Here is a 17,335-nt window from a genome sequence, read left to right as displayed (position 1 = left end):
TCTGAAGAACAACTTCCCTTCATCTTCTAGATTGGATGAACTCGATTGAATCCCATCCAAGAATAAGTCGTAAGAGTCATCAAATTTAATTATACCGACAGCTTGGGATATTTTACCCTGTTGAATGTCCAACAACCTTTCTGGTTCAACAAAGTTCTCACAGAGATCAGATGGTAAGCACAAAATAGTTAAAATATCCATCAGGCAACACAAGACTTCTCTTCCAAACTGACCGGCTCCTACAATACAATACTTTCTTTCCAACACTATAAATTAATTTAAGAATCTGACGCCACCACTTCTCCCATCGTTTAACTATATTCACAATAGGATAAGAACACCAACTTTATCGTTGATAACGTATTCTGGTTGAAGGTACAAATTAAATAAAAGAAGGCTTTGCAATGGATTTATACATTATATGATCGACGTAAGCATTATCATACCTGTTTATTGCAACGAGAAATCGATTGCAAAGACTGTTCAAGCTATTGTTGAGGAAGTAGTATTAAATAATTCAAGTTTAAACTTTGAAATTATTTGTGTTGATGACGGATCAACTGATAATTCTTTTTCGGAATTAAATAAACTTAAAATTTACTATTCAGATCTTCTTCAGGTAATTAAGTTCTCTCGAAACTTTGGTCAAGCACAGGCTCTGTTAGCTGGCTATAGAGCTTGCACTGGCAAATGTGCAATAAACATCTCTGCAGATTTACAAGACCCTCCAAAGCTCATGAACGAGATGATTAATAGTTATTTCGAAGAAAAAACAGAGATAGTTGTTGCCAGTAGAAAAGACCGTGAAGACTCTATCCTAGATCGATCTTCATCTAAAATATTTTACAATCTCATTAAAAAAACGAGCTTCCCTGAAATGCCAACCGGAGGATTTGACTATGCCCTTGTGGGGAGAAATGTCATTAATCTATTGGCAAAAAATACTGATGCGAATCCTTTTTGGCAAGGAGAAATACTATGGACCGGTTATCCTATTAAATTCATCCCTTACAAACGTTCTAAAAGATTAGAAGGGAGTTCTAAATGGTCGCTAGCAAAGAAAATAAAGCTTACCATAGACGGGATAATGGCCTTTTCTTACATACCCTTAAGAACGATGTCGGTATTAGGTATTTTGGTGTTCCTATCTGGAATATGCTACGCTCTTTTTATAGCAGGAGCTTATATAAATGGAGCCGTTCCTTTTAAAGGATGGGCACCAATAATGATATTGATTCTCGTTTTTTCTGGAATTATTATGCTAATGCTTGGGGTAATCGGAGAATATTTATGGCGTGTTCTAGACCAAACTAGAAACAGACCTGGTTATATAATTGAATCCGATTCTAAAATAGGAAAGACCAGTGTTCACTCCGAAACCATGGAGTCTAGAAAAGAAGAATTCTCAAATTGAATTTCTAAGAAGTCCGAATTAACAGAAGGTTTACTACACCTCAATCTTACTTTAACCACATCACCATTTTCATTATCAAGATCATATAGACTATTAAAAGGGTGTATCCAAATTCCATCTCGGGCTGTACTTGGGATATAACGATAAGTAATTATTGACCCATCATTGAAACTATAATCAATCAAGTACTCTTCCGATTTATATAAGAAACTCTTGAGCATACCGTAGTAATTTAAATTAGAATACACCTTCATTCTTTTAATCCCATTTTTACTTTTCAGTATCTCAATCCAGGAATTCCACTTAACTTTTATCTTTTCTGCAGTTTCTTTTCGGGAAATTTTTCGTTGGCTTTTTTTCTTGAAAAGTAAAATGTTTGAATTCTCGTAAACACGTGAATAGTTTTGAATTATCTGCTGTGTTGCAAGTGGGTTATCATTCAATATAGAACGTCCATCTATAGATGCAAACTCGCTTCCCCCCTTATCTTTAACCTTGTGCCAAATAACAAATCCAGGTCCGGTTTCTAAGCTGAATCCCTTTGAATCCTCCCTATCGTACCAACTACCAAAACTTACACTTTGTAGAGTAGAGCGCGGTTTCCAATTCAAATTATTGGCAGGGATATAACATAAATCCCAAGGGTATATATCTATAGTATTGGATCCAATTAATTCCAAAACCGAATCAGGTAAAATATTTATAGAGACCTTTTTTGTCGAAATATTTTCGTTTTTATCGAACCATTCAGAATAACCAAAAGAGATATTCATCAAATTATACACACCATTTTTCTCATGATTTAATGCCTTTGCCCCATACGTATTTGAAGCATTCGCCGATAACGCCCAAAGAGAAATACATGCTAATAAGAACGTCTTTCTCTTTTGCATTTCCGTCGAAACAAGTACTACTCCCCAAAAGAATAATGCATAGTACCATAACATTGAGTAATGCGAAAAATCTTCTCTTACCATACCATGCTTCCACATTAAAAACAAAGACGGAATTAGTATTAGTAGTGCTCTTGAATTCGATTGTTGTATTGTAAAAACGAATAAATAAAATATAGGAAATAGAAAACCCAAAAGCTGCAATCGATTGTTTTTCGGTTGTAACGATAACGATTCGGAATAACCAAAGGAGATATTTATTCCGGATTCGAAATATTCAATTAGCCCATCCACTCCACAAAAGGGAACAATCAGGACTAGTACAATAATGGCTACTGAAACAAAGAAATCTCCTGCAGCACCAATGTAGTTTTTCCGCTTAACTAGATTGACGATAATAGCAAATATGAGGGTAGAAAGAATTGAGATACCGATTGAAAAGCGAATTGAGAAACCTAAGGCCGCCGTTACAGATACCAAATAAATCAAGTACGGTTTTGGTGATTCTCCATATTTCAAACAGCCCAATACTGCAACTCCGATGAGCAATACATCGAGATTAGCAAAAAAACAAATCGAAGAACACAGCAAAATTGGTACAAATTTCGATTTGAAATAATTGGATGAGTAAGAAAAAAAAGACAATACAAAACCAACCTTTAATCCGAAATGAAAGATTGACGCATAAATCAGATTAACCCCTTCTGTTGTTGGCATTCTTAAAAACCCCAAGAAGCTAATTGGAAAACGAAGATCTAAAAGTGAATTAAAATCACTTTGAAAAAGATAATTGAACGCCCAGGCATAAGAGCCATCAATCCCTGTTGTGTAGTTTGGTTGGAATTCGGGAAACGTAAAAACGGTTATGATTACAGCCGCAAGGAATTGATTCCACTTAGAGGAATTTTCATCGAACGAATTGAAACTGGAATTGAAACTTGATAACATCTACTATCTCTTCAGGAAGACTTTCCGCGTCGTTATAACAGAATCTTTAGACCTCACTACAACAATATAAATTCCTTGTGGTATTTCTGGAATATGAAGATTGAATTCTTTTACTTGATTATACCTTTGCTCAACAATAATTGAGCCCATTGTATTTCTAAGTTCAATATGCACATTATCCATATACTTTCCGAGATGTATATTCAACTCATTTTTAAAAGGATTCGGGTATAGAACAACAGTGACCTTATCTATTTGCTCAATCGATGTGGCAGGTCCGTTGATGTCTACCCTTGATATTACCAACGTTATATCTTTCTCAAACCCTATCGGATTTCCCTCGACATCCATTTGTGAAGAATAGCCGTTTCCTGGATTTGGATGTTGAATAGACATGAATAAATACTTATAATCGGGTGAAAAAGTTATTCCTGTTGGCTCAGCAGAGGTTGGTGTATTTCCAAATATCTTAACCTTAGGATCTAACTGTGTATGTCCATTCTCAACTACCCAAATATAAAACTTGCCTCCATCTTGTAGAACCCATAAATTTCCATCGCCGTCAAATGCGAGATTATCATTTCCAGCTCCCCATGCTTCGGTTGACACACCATTTGGATGTGTGATTTGATAAGACATATTACCCACATATGTTTCCATCAACGTAACCACAGTGCCAGTGATTGGATCTGAATCTTGAAATCTATAAATCTGATTTTCTCCTTTTACCGTAAAATATACCCATCCATTTGGTCCAATTTCCACATCTTCAATTCCATTAAAAACCGTTCCTCCAACGTTTGCGCTCTGAATTAAAGTGGTGTTTCTATCATTCGTAGTCGTATTATCTAGTAATATCCAATTCCCTGGACCATCCTTTAAGCCACTATAAACATAAAGTAACCCACTGCTTAAATCTTGAGCGTTGTCGGCAACAAATTTGTACAAATATCCTGGATTAGAATCGGCACCTTGATAAACTGTTCTTTCATTGGTATGTACTACAACGTTCTCGTGTCTAAAATTCCCAAGAGCCCAGAGTTTTCCAATAACAGATTTGGTTACAGGATCAATTTCTACATTCCATCCCAAATCATAATATCCATCAATATTATTATCAGTAGTCGAGATTACTTCTTCAGATGTAATTACCGTATTCCAAGGAGTGACAGTTCCAGAACAGTTTCTAGCAGTACCTTCTACACTGGCAAAATCAACATTCTGAGAAGATGTTATCTCCCATATATTCGTTATCGGATTCAAATTTATTTCTAAGATTGCCAATCCTCCTGGAGATAATTCGGAATTAATACTTAAGTACCCATTTGTGCTACTCCCATTTATTGGAACATATCCTGTAAAATCAACCAAATCTTGCAATGTTCCACCTTCGGTTAAAGGATCCCCTTGTTCAATCAATTTTTGAAATTGGTGTGTAGTAGGGATTAAAAAGTTTGTTGATTGCGATAATGGTTCAAGCGATTGAAAATCGCCAATATTGCTTTGTCCAAAAACAGAGGCACAGTAAAACCATAAAAGAATAATTGATATTCTCATTTACTAAAGGTATAAACTTTTAATACGTCTCTTGAAAATCCACTCTTCTACCGTATGAAATTAACTTTAAATTGTTCGTAACATCTGATATGGGCATATATAAAACATTGTTTTGTGCTCTAATATTTTCTAAACTTGTAAGCATATGAATTACAATTAATAAGCGATTGAAAAAAATTAAAAACGCCCTAATATCAGTATTTTACAAGGATAATCTCGAAGATATTGCAAGAAGATTAAACGACTTAAATATTCGCATATACTCCACTGGAGGAACACAAGAATTTATTGAGAAACTGGGTATCGAAGTTGTCGCTGTTGAAAACCTTACTTCTTACCCTTCTATACTAGGAGGCAGGGTCAAAACTCTTCATCCAAAAATATTTGGCGGAATACTTAGTAGACGAGATGATGAGGGTGATATTAAACAATTGGAAGAATTTGATATCCCAGAAATCGATCTAGTTATTGTTGACCTATACCCCTTTTCGGAAACTGTTTCAGGTGGTGGATCAGAGCAAGAAATAATTGAAAAAATAGATATCGGAGGAATTTCTTTAATCCGGGCAACAGCCAAAAATTTCAACGACGTTGTAATAGTCCCTTCAAGGAATGAATATCCGACTTTGTTGAATTTACTCAATGAGCAAAATGGAGAAACTAATTTAGAGCAAAGAAAAGCGCTCGCTGAAAAGGCATTTCAAATTTCTTCTACTTATGACACCGCCATTTTTAACTATTTCCACAAAGACAAAAATGAAGTATTTCAAGAGAACACTTCAGGAAGTAGATCCTTACGTTATGGCGAAAACCCACATCAACAAGGAACATTCTATGGCAACTTAGATGAGATGTTCGAACAGTTTAACGGGAAAGAGCTTTCATACAACAATCTATTAGATCTTGACGCTGCAACGAATTTAATTGCAGAATTTACCGAAACGACATTCGTAATCTTAAAGCATAACAATGCTTGTGGCTTGGCATCTCGAGACAACTTACTAGACGCTTACAACGATGCTTTAGCTGGTGATCCTGTTTCTGCTTTTGGAGGAGTACTTATTACAAATAGAAATATCACTATTAATGTAGCTAATGAAATCAACAAATTGTTTTGCGAAGTATTAATTGCACCAGGCTATGAGGAGGGAACATTAGATATTTTAAAATCTAAGAAGAATCGAATTATTTTAGTACAAAAACAAGGAACACCAAAACGCAAACAATTTAGAAGCGTGCTAAATGGTGTTCTTCAACAAGATCAGGATTTAGAGATGACATCTATACCTGATTTTCAAAAAGGAACGGATGCTTCTCCATCAGCACAAGAATTATCGGATCTTGAATTTGCTAACAAACTAGCCAAACACACCAAATCAAACACGATCGTTTTAGCCAAAAACAAACAATTACTTGCAAGCGGAACTGGACAAACATCTCGAGTAGACGCTTTACATCAAGCCATAAACAAAGCAACTTCATTTAAATTTGACCTAAACGGTGCTGTTATGGCATCTGACGCTTTCTTCCCTTTCCCTGATTGTGTGGAAATTGCAGGTAATGCCGGTATCACATCTGTAATTCACCCGGGAGGATCGATTAAGGATAAAGACTCTATTGACTATTGTAATGATAATGGGATATCCATGGTAATAACTGGTACTAGACATTTTAAACACTAACAAGAAGATATGGGATTATTTGACTTTCTAACACAGGAAATAGCAATCGATCTTGGTACAGCCAACACGCTAATTCTTTATAACGATAAAGTTGTTGTGGATGAACCTTCTATTGTAGCTATAGAAAGATCGTCAGGAAAAGTAATTGCTGTAGGTAAGAAAGCCATGCAAATGCACGGTAAAACGCATGAAAATATTACTACAATTCGCCCCTTAAGAAATGGTGTAATAGCAGATTTCCATGCTGCTGAGCACATGATTAGAGGAATGATTAAAATGATTCCTGCGGCCAGTAAATTTTTCACACCTTCTTTGCGAATGGTTATTTGTATTCCTTCAGGGATTACTGAGGTTGAGAAAAGAGCTGTACGTGATAGTGCAGAACATGCCGGCGGTAAAGAAGTTTACTTAATTCATGAGCCAATGGCGGCTGCAATCGGTATCGGTTTAGATGTTGAGGAACCTATAGGAAATATGGTAATTGATATCGGTGGTGGTACTAGCGAAATTGCAGTTATTGCTCTTGGAGGAATTGTTTGTGATAAATCTATTCGAGTTGCAGGAGATAATTTCACCAGCGATATTGAAGAATACATGAGAAAGCAACACAGTATTCTTATTGGAGAACGATCTGCTGAATTAATAAAAATTGAAGTCGGCGCGGCATCTGAAGAATTAGACAATCCTCCAGAAGACTACCCAGTACATGGGCGAGATTTAATAACTGGAATCCCGAAAGAAATATTAGTTTCATATACAGAGATATCTTATTGCCTTGACAAATCAATTGCAAAAATTGAAGAAGCTGTACTCAGCGCACTGGAATTAACGCCACCTGAATTATCTGCAGATATATACAGAACAGGAATTTACTTGGCCGGTGGTGGTTCAATGTTACGAGGGTTGGATACAAGAATTGCAAAAAAGACTAAACTTCCCGTACATGTCGCCGAAGACCCTTTAAGAGCAGTTGCACGGGGTACAAGTATTGCGCTTAAAAATGTAGACAATTTCCAATTCTTATTGAGATAACAATAAAAAAGAATTAAACAACACATAGCAAATGAAGGTAATTATAGCTTTTATTCTGAAGCACTATTTCCTTCTCATGTTTGTTACATTCGAATTCTTTTCAATTTCTCTATTGGTTTTAAATAACGACTTTCACAACGCATCGTATTTTAATTCTTCCAATTCATTCATCGGACAGATCTATGAAAACTACAGTAACCTAACTGGATATTTAGCGCTTACAAAAAAGAATGATGCCCTAGCGAAAGAAAACGCGAAGCTAAAATCAATGGCGCAAATCTCGTACATGAGATATGATGTAACGAATGGGAATTCGCGAACCGTGACTTCTTTTGAGCCTCAATATGAATTTATTGCTGCCAAAGTGGTGAACAATTCTGTCAATAAAAGAACCAACTACATTACAATCAACAAAGGTTCCAATCAAGGAATAAAAAGAGGAATGGGTGTTATTTTTAACGACGCCGTGATTGGCATTGTCAAGAATGTATCAGAATCCTATAGCAGTATAGTATCCATATTGCATACTGATTCTAAAATAAGTGCGAAAATTAACAGCAGTGATTATTTTGGATCTGTAATATGGGAAGGAAATGATTATAATAAAGTTTTACTAAAAGAAATCCCAAATCATGTTAAGATTAATCAAGGTGATACCATTTCAACTTCCGCCTTCTCCAGTATTTTTCCAGAAAATATGTTGATTGGATTTGCAGACACGTCAGAAAATGATAATTCTGGCTTATTTATTAACGTAGAAGTAAATCTTTATTTAGACTTCAAAAAACTTTCTCATGTTTATGTCGTCAATAATTTAAAGGGAAAAGAAAAAATAGAACTAGAAGCCAAAAACAATGATTAAAGAAAGTGGAATAAATATTCTTCGTTTTTTTCTATTAATACTTTTTCAAGTATTAATCCTCAACAACGTGGAACTTGGCGGTTACCTAAACCCTTTTCTTTACGTACTAATTTTACTTTTACTTCCTATTGATATGCCCAAGGGGTTAGTTTTAGCTGTAGCTTTCTTTACAGGTTTTTGCATCGACATTTTCTCCGATTCAATCGGCTTACATTCGTCAGCTTGCGTACTCCTAGCCTTTATTCGACCCTTGATATTGAAATTCACAGAGCCTAGAGGAGGTTATGATTTTAACGCCCAACCAACGTTAAAATACATGGGTCTACAATGGTTTTTATTCTATGCTGTCATACTCGTGTTCTGTCACCATCTTATTCTTTTCTTTCTCGAAATATTCCGAATGACTTCCTTTTTTTCCACGTTACTAAGAACGGTTTACAGCACATTGTTCACTGTACTAATAATGGTTATTCAACAATATCTTACGTTTAGAAAATCGTAATGAAGCCTGCTGAAGAAAAAAAATTAATTTTTATTCTTATTATTTGCGGCCTCGCAATAATTTTCATAATACGATTGTTCTTTCTTCAAATAGTCGATGATTCTTGGAAACTATCTGCTGATAACAATGTAACTCGTCACATCACAGAATATCCAGCACGTGGTCTTGTATACGACCGTAATGGGCAATTACTTGTTTACAACCAGGCGTCATATGATATAATGCTTATCCCAAGACAGATGTCGGAATTTGACACATTGAAGCTTTGCCAGGCACTTGATATAGACAAAATAAATTGCCTAAAACGCATTTACAAAGTAAAAGCATACTCCTATCGTAAACCATCCATATTCCTAAAACAAGTTTCAGCCGAAACTTACGCATCATTTCAAGAAAGCTTACATGGTTTTCCAGGGTTTTACGCCCAAGCCAGGACAACTAGAAAATATGCTTTCAATATGGCCAGTCACATTTTAGGAAATATTGGAGAAGTAGGAAAACGGCTAGTTGAAAATGATAAATCGTACAAAGCAGGTGATTACACTGGCATTACAGGAATTGAAAAATCTTATGAGAGTGTTCTCAGGGGAACGAACGGAAAATCGGTAATGATGGTTGATGTTTTCGGTAGAGTACAAGGGAAATTCAAGAATGGAGAACACGACATAAAAGCTATTCCTGGAAAAAAGATTAATCTCACTATAGACAAAGACCTACAACTTTTTGGCGAAGCACTTCTCAAAGGAAAAAGCGGCAGTGTTGTCGCAATAGATCCGCAAACTGGAGAAATACTAGCCTTGGTTTCAAGTCCTTTTTACGATCCCAATTTACTTGTGGGTAGAAAGCGTGCAGAGAACTATGCCACATTAACTAAAGACGAATCAAAACCTCTTTTCAACAGAGCAATAATGGCCCAATATCCTCCTGGATCAACCTTTAAACTAGTAAATGCTCTAATCGGAATGCAAGAAGGAATAGTTGACAGTAATTCTTATTACAGTTGTAATATGGGCTACGATGCGGGAAGGTTACATGTTGGTTGCCACCGACACACATCGCCAATAAATTTAAAATACTCAATCCGAACATCTTGTAATGCATATTATTGTCACGTATTTCGTAGCATTATAGATAAATATTCTCCGACAGAGAAAGGATTTAACAACTGGCGGAACCATGTCGAGAAATTCGGACTGGGCCACAAATCAGGTATTGATTTACCTCATGAAGTATCTGGCATTTTACCTTCGAAAGAGACATATGATAGTCAACATGGAGTGGGAAGATGGAAGTCTTTATACGTTGTATCATTGGCTATTGGTCAAGGAGAATTAAGTGTTAGTCCTCTTCAAATGGCTAATATGACAGCAATTATCGCTAATAAAGGTTATTTCTACAAACCACACATTGTAATGTCAGACTCCAATAATATTTCGACCTATTCTAAACAGTTCACTGATATTGACAGAAAACATTTTGACCTAGTGCGGCAGGCAATGAACGATGTAATAGAGAAAAGTGGCGGTACTGGTGGAAGAGCAAAAATAAAAGGCATTAAGCTATGTGGTAAAACAGGTACTGCTCAGAATCCTCATGGGGATGATCATTCAATTTTTATTGCTTTTGCCCCTATGGATAATCCGAAAATAGCAATTGCTGCTTATATAGAAAATGCTGGTTACGGTTCAACAATGGCTGCTCCCATTGCAAGTCTAATGATCGAAAAGTATTTAACCGATTCTATTTCTCGACCAAGAATGGCAGATCGTATTTATTATCCAGATAGCACATTTAGGTATTGAGAGTACAAGAGAGCATATCGGAACGAATTGACTGGGTACTTGTATTGACCTATGTTACCTTCTTGTTTATTGGATGGACAAATATCTTTTCTTCATCCTACAACGAAGCTCACCCAAGTATTTTCGACCTGTCTCAAAATTACGGTAAACAGTTGTTGTGGATAGGAACCTCCATCGTTCTTGCATTTATAATTCTTGTTACCCACTACGACCTTTTTAACAAAATGGCCTACCTTATTTATGGTATCATCATGTTCATTTTACTCTTAGTTCTGGGGATAGGCGACGAAATCGCGGGATCCAAATCGTGGATCACCTTAGGAAGTTTCAAAATTCAACCATCCGAATTTGCGAAATTTGCAACATGTTTGGCTCTCGCAAAATACATGAGCTCCGATAGAATTAATTTTAAAAGAATTAGGACACGACTAACTGTCGTTTTCATAATCCTTCTTCCTGCATTATTGATATTACTTCAGAATGATACTGGTTCAACTCTTGTCTTCTTCTCGCTAATTTTCGTGCTATATAGAATGGGATTACCAGGAAATATTCTTCTTTTCGGAGTTACTATTCTCATACTTTTTGTTTTAGCCTTACTCATAAACCAAGTTATTCTTAGTTCATGTATTGCCGCTTTGGGAATATTTGGATTTTGGCAAGTACAAAAGAAAAAAATAGATCGGATGATTGTAGTAGCTGTTATGGCTGTTTCAATCGCTTTCACTTTTAGTGTTGATTATGTATTTGAGAATATTTTAGAGCCACATCAAAAACAAAGAATTGAAGTTTTGTTGGGTATACAAGCAGATATACATGGAGCCGGATATAACATTAACCAATCGAAAATAGCAATCGGCTCTGGAGGATTTGCTGGCAAAGGATACCTTCAAGGAACGCAAACGAAATTCGACTTCGTTCCAGAGCAGAGTACCGATTTTATATTCTGTACAATTGGAGAAGAATGGGGATTCCTTGGAAGTATGTTTACAATTGGACTTTACGTTTTTCTACTTCTTCGAATTATCAATTTAGCGGAAAGGCAGAAGCTAATGTTTGCTAAACTCTATGGCTATGGAGTAGCCTCCATATTTTTCTTTCATTTTGGAATTAATATAGGGATGACAATTGGACTAGCCCCTATCATTGGCATACCACTACCCTTTTTAAGCTATGGGGGGTCTTCTCTTTGGTCTTTTACAATTCTTCTTTTCATCCTAATCAATCAGGATTTTCAGAGAAAAGATATACTGGGAAGGTAAATATTAGTAGAAGTCAGCTCTATTATCAGTCACAACTGCATTATCCATAATAGCGTCAAATAACAGATAATCTGTTTTCGATTTTACTCCACTTTTAAGAATCGATCTAGCTGTATTCTGATCACCTACATTGAGTGTTTGCAACGTCTCCAATTTAACAATGTATACACCTTGTTCTCCTTTAATTGGTTTCGAAGTTTCTCCTTCTTGCATTCCAAATATCGTTCCCACTAAAGCAGGCTCTCTACCTATTTGCCCAACATTATCTGAAGCGAAAGAAACTCCTGAAATACTTTGAGGAGTAAGACTTAACTTCTGGCTAGCTTCTTCTATAGCACCAGACCCAAGAGCACCTTGCATTTCTTGAGCCAACATATCCGCTTTCTTTTCTTTTCTGGCAGCAGACTCTACCTCAATTCTAATTTTCTCTAAAGGCGTAGTTCCTTTTTCGAAAACATCCTCAAGCAAAACGATAAAATAACTTTCGCCAATCTCAATCGCAGTTGACACGTTGCCTTCTCTAGCATCATTGATCCATCTCACAATTTCTCTTGTACCTTCATAACCATCTAAATTCCTATCGCCCTTTTCAATCCCTTCAATTGACCTAACAAATGGAGCCACATCAACAGATCCAAGTGCGGCATTAAATGATTCTGAACTATTATTCTTACCAGCAAACTCACTTGAAGAAGCAAAAATATCTTGGAATGTTGTGTTACTCGGATCCAACGCTCTATCAATGATTCCTACTCTTACTTTATTCACCGATTTTGTTCTATCCAACAATTCCACGATATGATAACCCGTTGAGGTCTCAAGTAACGTTACAATCCCTGTATCGATTGAAGTATCAAAACACCAGTTGCTAATCGCTTTGAGTATTGCACCTTCTTCAAACCAATCTATTTGGCCACCTGACTGCGCATTACCTGCGTCAGAATTAGTCGTTGCTAATTCACTCAAATCAACTCCAACAGTTGTTATTAAGGTGTATAAACTATCTACAATCTGTTTTGCATCAGCTTTAGATCTTGCACCTTGAGCAATATTTTCATCATTAAATCCGATGAATATATTTCTTGCCTTTGCAGAATCCGGAGCGAATTTCTTCTCCAACAACTTAGCCACACCGTAAAGTCTACCCTCAACAAATACATCAGATACATAACCTACTTCCGAAGCAAACATTATCGAATCTATGCTTAATGGTAATTCACCGGAAGTACTATATAATCCAAAATACTTCGTATCTGCATTAAGATTGATGTAAAGACTATCATCCGTTATATCAGCAAAATCAGTTTTAATTTGGTTTGCCCAACTCATTACTTCCAATTTATCATCTTCAGATGGATCAACTGGAAAAACAACGCATTTAACTGAACGAGAAGCACTTTGTTCATAATCCGAAAGGTGCTCATTATAATATTCTTTTACATCCGCGTCAGATAATTCGACCGCATCATCAGAAACCGATCGATATTCTTTCATTACATATTGAATACTAGCAATCTTACCATTGCTCGCCAAATTCTTTTGGATTTCATCGTTTGTAACATACAATCCTTGTTTTACCATAGACGTATACTTAGAAAGTATTCTTTCTCCAACTATTTCATTCTCTAGAGTAACCCATTGTGCTCTTTGCTGACCAGATGCATCGTTATCCATATTCTGTAAATACTGTAATACCAATCCTGAATTAAATTGACCCGTATTAGGATCTCTAAAACTCTGAACAATTTGCTTATGGGGATTTGGACCAGTTGTCATGTTCTCCAATTCATCTTCGCCAAGATCGATACCTAGTTTATAGTATTCGCCTTTCAATATAATTTCAGATTTCAATTGACCCCAAACCTGATCCTTAATCAAATCCATTGTTCTATCATCTAAAGTAGATTGTCCTGATCTTTGTTTGAAGCTATTGATTTGTTGTTGTAGTCTATTATCATACTCCTGTGGAGATACAACTACGTCGTTGATTTCAGCCAAGTCGCTATTCCTACTACTTCCTGATTGGTTACTAAAAAAGTCACCTCCAATAAAAAGTAACAAGCCTAAACCTATTACAACCATTACTAACCAAGAATACTTTCTAATACTTCCTAAAACTGCCATTTTGGTAAAATTTTTTGAAGGGTGAAGATACGATGGAAAATTGAGATTAAAAAGAGGTTATTTAACCTCTTTTTCTTTTACTTCTAGATAAACTTTTTCGATGTGAGTCTTTTCAACAGAAGTAATTATGAAATGCAGATTTTCAATCTCCACCCGATCATTCAACATTGGGATATTCTGCAGGTGATGGACGATATATCCCCCTAATGTTTCATATTCATCTGATACAGGAATATTAAACTTATACTCATCATTTAAATAGTCTATTTCTACTCTAGCAGAAAAAATGAATTCATTTTCACCAATTTTCTTCTCAGTCTGTTTTTCGACATCGTGTTCGTCCTCGATTTCTCCAAATATTTCTTCAACAACATCCTCGATGGTAACAATACCTGATGTTCCTCCAAATTCATCGAGTACAACCGCTATACTCTTGCGTTGTTGAATAAACTGGCCTAAGAGTTCATTTGCAGTCATTGCTTCCGAAATCCATAACAAAGGCCGCAGGGAAGACTTTAATGTATCTGTATCTTTAAATACGTCATATACATGCACATATCCTATTATATCATCCAACGAATCCTTATAAACTAGAATTTTTGAATGCCATGTCTCTATAAACTTCTTACGCAAAGTTTCTATTGATGCATCGATAGGAAGAGCAATAATTTCAGTTCTCGGAACCATACATTCCCTTATTTTAATCTTCGAGAAATCGAGTACATTTTGAATTATCTGAATTTCCTGATCAACCTTTTCTTCATCCCCAGTAGCTGCTTCTTTCAGATAAGCGTCCAAGTCTAATCTACCAAATACGACCTCTTCGTCTTCTGAAACAGATACTCCTAGAATATTCCTCAATAAAAAATCCGACAATCTTATGATTAACCAAACTATACCTGTAAAGAATAGCATGTAATAAATTATGAAAGCTGGTATCGCAAAGAGATTCAATATTCGATTCGGATCGATTCTGAATATCGTTTTTGGCAAAAACTCGGCTGCCACCAATACTAATAAGGTAGAGATTACTATTTGAACTGTAAGAACTACGGAATGCGATTGGATATAAATTTGAACTACAGGCTCAATTATACCTGCCATTGCTATTCCATAAATGACTAACGAAACGTTGTTCCCAACGAGCATCGCTCCAATAAACCAAGCAGGTTTTTTAATGAACTTGGAGAGTATTCTTGCACTTAGTTTTCCTTGTTTATTTTCCAACTCAATTTTCAACCGATTGGCCGAAACAAAGGCGATTTCCATCCCAGAAAAAAAGGATGAAAATAAGAGGGTAAGAAGTATTGTTAACGAACTACTCATTTATATAAAAGCAGAATCACGAATTCTCTTGCTCGATCGATTTCCTGCGTAATCTTCTTAAGATAAACATTATTCCCGCTACAAAAGGTACTAATAAAAATACGTATCCTTCCGATAAACCAATGGTATGTATCTGATAACAAGCATAGACCGCGCCAGCCAGAGCTACCAAGAACCAAAAAACTTCCATCATTTTCAAAACCTTAATCATCTTCCAAAGTTATTGAGCCCCTAGGCTTTTTGATTGTATATTTTGTAAAGCTTTCATTCGCCTCTAACCCTTCTCCAAAAATAACTTCTTCTTCAGTAGTAATTTTTACAAATTCTTCGGTATAAATTATTTTCTTTTCACCGTCCCAGATAAGATGTTCTGTATTCAATTTTTCTCCTTGACTATTAATGACGACCACATCATCTTTTGCGTCCATTAACATATCATTATTGAACAATTTACCCTTATTAGCACTAATGACTGTTTCTACCTCCTCGCTTCCATTATAAATCTCGGCATCAAATCCTTCCGGTAAATCTTTAAAGGGCTCCTCTCCTTCATATATATTAAGTACAGGACAATTCAATTTCGCCTGCAATCTGCCCGAATCACTTCTTAGTATCTGAAGATTTTTAGAACTTACTAAAGGAAGATCCTTTACAGATGTTAATTTATTTACAACTTTAACATCATTAGTGCAGCTACTAATGGTATTCACTAGCGCTAAAAAAAACAAAATACGAATTCCGATTCTCCTCATCAGAAAGAATAAGTTATTACCTAACCCTTACAGTAGTGGCTTCATTAATCCAACATCCTACAGTAAAAGCTGCTCCTTCTTCTAACCCTTTAAAGAATGTATCCTTTTGTTCAGGATAATGCTTTGATGCTTGAGCCATTTTAGAAGTAGCCATTTCAGATACTTCTGAATCTACAGCTTTGGCCTTTTTATATTGATCGTATGCCGCCCAATATAAAGAACCTAAATCTACAGCATCGGTAGCGGCACATGATTTCGCACTACCAGTATACAAATCACCTATCAATATGTAAGGTATGCCCCAAGAAGGTCTTGCAGTAATTGCTTTTTTAGCGAAAGTTCGTGCAGATGCACTTTGCCCTAAAGCTTTATAAGCTTCTGCAGATTTAAATAAGTATTTCCCCTTTTTCTCATCTTCCGTTGCTAACTCCGTTGCAGCTTTAAAATAATCAAGTGCGGCTGTATATTTCTTTTTTGTCATTGACATTTTACCCAAATTATATTTCGAAGTCTCCGAAGACTCTAAAGCATCAAGCTTAACAGATGAATTGTAAAACAACTCTGAATCGATGCATTTAACTTTATCCAATAATTTTGTAATGCTTTTCAAAAGAGCAACGTCTTCTGGAGCAGCATCAAATCGAGGTTGGAATACAGCAAGTAAATCTTCACAGCTCGCTAGGTTAGAAAACATTTTATCCATTCCGTCCTGCACCTTCTTGTAGTTAGCAGCCTTTTTTTCATTTCCTAAATTTGCAGCAACAACATCACTTAACTTAAGATAGAGGTCCATTACGACTTCTTTCTCCAATTCTTTCTTCTTAAACTTTTTATAACCTGTTTTAAAATAAGTATTCACTGCTCCAGCCTCCATTTTATTCTGCTCTAGCTCATAGCTACGTGCTGCTAATTCAAAAGCTTTAGAAATGTCTTTTTTGTATTTAAGCACATCTCCTGCTTGGCGTCCCTTAACATATCCTTCTTGACCGAAATATTTAATTCGTTCATCAGAAATCCAAATAAGAGTATCTACCAATACTCCCTTTCTAACCTCATCGGCTTCCTCTTTAATAAACGACTTATACATTTTCGCCCCATTAATGTATAATGATTTCCCAGCGGTAGGACACGTAGAAATTGCAATATGCCAGTTAGCTACCGCACCTTTATAATTTTTCG

General features: G+C 35.9%; 14 protein-coding genes. 7 read left to right on the top strand and 7 right to left on the bottom strand.

Annotated elements, in window-relative coordinates:
* The coding region (locus tag HRT72_12485; protein ID NQY68522.1) for a hypothetical protein at positions 1 to 264 on the bottom strand (264 nt) is incomplete at its 3' end.
* 157 nt (positions 265 to 421) lie between these two features.
* On the opposite strand from HRT72_12485, the gene HRT72_12480 reads away from it, so the two are divergent.
* Positions 422 to 1,414 (top strand): glycosyltransferase family 2 protein, encoded by a 993-nt coding sequence (locus HRT72_12480; protein ID NQY68521.1) that lies wholly within the window; start codon positions 422 to 424, stop codon positions 1,412 to 1,414.
* Here the strand turns inward: HRT72_12480 and HRT72_12475 are convergent.
* Together HRT72_12475 and HRT72_12470 are read right to left on the bottom strand one after the other, a co-directional pair.
* A complete protein-coding gene (locus HRT72_12475) occupies positions 1,369 to 3,255 on the bottom strand; it encodes a hypothetical protein (GenBank protein ID NQY68520.1) in 1,887 nt (628 codons plus the stop codon). The genes HRT72_12480 and HRT72_12475 overlap by 46 nt on opposite strands.
* A 3-nt stretch (positions 3,256 to 3,258) precedes the next feature.
* On the bottom strand, positions 3,259 to 4,812 hold the full coding sequence (locus HRT72_12470; GenBank protein ID NQY68519.1) for a DUF839 domain-containing protein: 1,554 nt from the start codon (positions 4,810 to 4,812) through the stop codon (positions 3,259 to 3,261).
* Between the two features lie 167 nt (positions 4,813 to 4,979).
* Here HRT72_12470 and purH point away from each other — a divergent pair, with 167 nt between their 5' ends.
* The 6 genes from purH to rodA are packed head-to-tail and all read left to right on the top strand — an operon-like array spanning position 4,980 to position 11,954.
* Positions 4,980 to 6,494, top strand: coding sequence for a bifunctional phosphoribosylaminoimidazolecarboxamide formyltransferase/IMP cyclohydrolase (gene purH / locus HRT72_12465; protein ID NQY68518.1), 1,515 nt, complete (start codon positions 4,980 to 4,982; stop codon positions 6,492 to 6,494).
* Between the two features lie 9 nt (positions 6,495 to 6,503).
* On the top strand, positions 6,504 to 7,526 hold the full coding sequence (locus HRT72_12460) for a rod shape-determining protein (GenBank protein ID NQY68517.1): 1,023 nt from the start codon (positions 6,504 to 6,506) through the stop codon (positions 7,524 to 7,526).
* 31 nt (positions 7,527 to 7,557) lie between these two features.
* Positions 7,558 to 8,388 carry a rod shape-determining protein MreC gene (gene mreC / locus HRT72_12455; GenBank protein NQY68516.1) on the top strand — a complete coding sequence of 277 codons (831 nt, stop codon included), beginning with the start codon at positions 7,558 to 7,560 and terminating at the stop codon, positions 8,386 to 8,388.
* Positions 8,381 to 8,890, top strand: a complete 510-nt coding sequence (gene mreD, locus HRT72_12450) for a rod shape-determining protein MreD (protein NQY68515.1) — start codon at positions 8,381 to 8,383, stop codon at positions 8,888 to 8,890. Before mreC ends, mreD begins: the two co-directional genes overlap by 8 nt.
* Complete coding sequence (gene mrdA / locus HRT72_12445; protein NQY68514.1) at positions 8,890 to 10,692, top strand: penicillin-binding protein 2; 1,803 nt, start codon at positions 8,890 to 8,892, stop codon at positions 10,690 to 10,692. Before mreD ends, mrdA begins: the two co-directional genes overlap by 1 nt.
* Entirely contained in the window at positions 10,689 to 11,954 is a 1,266-nt protein-coding gene (rodA, locus tag HRT72_12440; GenBank protein NQY68513.1) for a rod shape-determining protein RodA, read from the top strand. The genes mrdA and rodA overlap by 4 nt, the downstream gene beginning before the upstream one ends.
* Positions 11,955 to 11,957: 3 nt before the next feature.
* On the opposite strand, the gene HRT72_12435 is transcribed toward rodA, so the two are convergent.
* The 4 genes from HRT72_12435 to HRT72_12420 form a co-directional block, all read right to left on the bottom strand.
* Positions 11,958 to 14,078 (bottom strand): SurA N-terminal domain-containing protein, encoded by a 2,121-nt coding sequence (locus tag HRT72_12435; protein ID NQY68512.1) that lies wholly within the window; start codon positions 14,076 to 14,078, stop codon positions 11,958 to 11,960.
* Positions 14,079 to 14,135: 57 nt separating this feature from the next.
* On the bottom strand, positions 14,136 to 15,404 hold the full coding sequence (locus tag HRT72_12430; protein NQY68511.1) for an HlyC/CorC family transporter: 1,269 nt from the start codon (positions 15,402 to 15,404) through the stop codon (positions 14,136 to 14,138).
* A gap of 203 nt (positions 15,405 to 15,607) precedes the next feature.
* A complete protein-coding gene (gene lptC, locus HRT72_12425; GenBank protein ID NQY68510.1) occupies positions 15,608 to 16,156 on the bottom strand; it encodes an LPS export ABC transporter periplasmic protein LptC in 549 nt (182 codons plus the stop codon).
* A gap of 16 nt (positions 16,157 to 16,172) precedes the next feature.
* Positions 16,173 to 17,335, bottom strand: a 1,163-nt coding sequence (locus HRT72_12420; GenBank protein ID NQY68509.1) for a hypothetical protein, incomplete at its 5' end; no start/stop codon positions are given.

The sequence above is a fragment of the Flavobacteriales bacterium genome, assembly GCA_013214975.1.
GTDB lineage: Bacteria > Bacteroidota > Bacteroidia > DT-38 > DT-38 > DT-38.
This window is presented reverse-complemented; position numbering and strand designations above follow the sequence as displayed.

Excerpts from the sequence above, each read along its gene's own strand:
- HRT72_12480 (NQY68521.1), top strand. The coding sequence starts at position 422 with ATGATCGACGTAAGCATTATCATACCTGTTTATTGCAACGAGAAATCG.
- HRT72_12475 (NQY68520.1), bottom strand. The coding sequence starts at position 3,255 with ATGTTATCAAGTTTCAATTCCAGTTTCAATTCGTTCGATGAAAATTCC.
- HRT72_12435 (NQY68512.1), bottom strand. The coding sequence starts at position 14,078 with ATGGCAGTTTTAGGAAGTATTAGAAAGTATTCTTGGTTAGTAATGGTT.
- HRT72_12470 (NQY68519.1), bottom strand. The coding sequence starts at position 4,812 with ATGAGAATATCAATTATTCTTTTATGGTTTTACTGTGCCTCTGTTTTT.
- lptC (NQY68510.1), bottom strand. The coding sequence starts at position 16,156 with ATGAGGAGAATCGGAATTCGTATTTTGTTTTTTTTAGCGCTAGTGAAT.
- mreD (NQY68515.1), top strand. The coding sequence starts at position 8,381 with ATGATTAAAGAAAGTGGAATAAATATTCTTCGTTTTTTTCTATTAATA.
- HRT72_12460 (NQY68517.1), top strand. The coding sequence starts at position 6,504 with ATGGGATTATTTGACTTTCTAACACAGGAAATAGCAATCGATCTTGGT.
- mreC (NQY68516.1), top strand. The coding sequence starts at position 7,558 with ATGAAGGTAATTATAGCTTTTATTCTGAAGCACTATTTCCTTCTCATG.
- HRT72_12430 (NQY68511.1), bottom strand. The coding sequence starts at position 15,404 with ATGAGTAGTTCGTTAACAATACTTCTTACCCTCTTATTTTCATCCTTT.
- mrdA (NQY68514.1), top strand. The coding sequence starts at position 8,890 with ATGAAGCCTGCTGAAGAAAAAAAATTAATTTTTATTCTTATTATTTGC.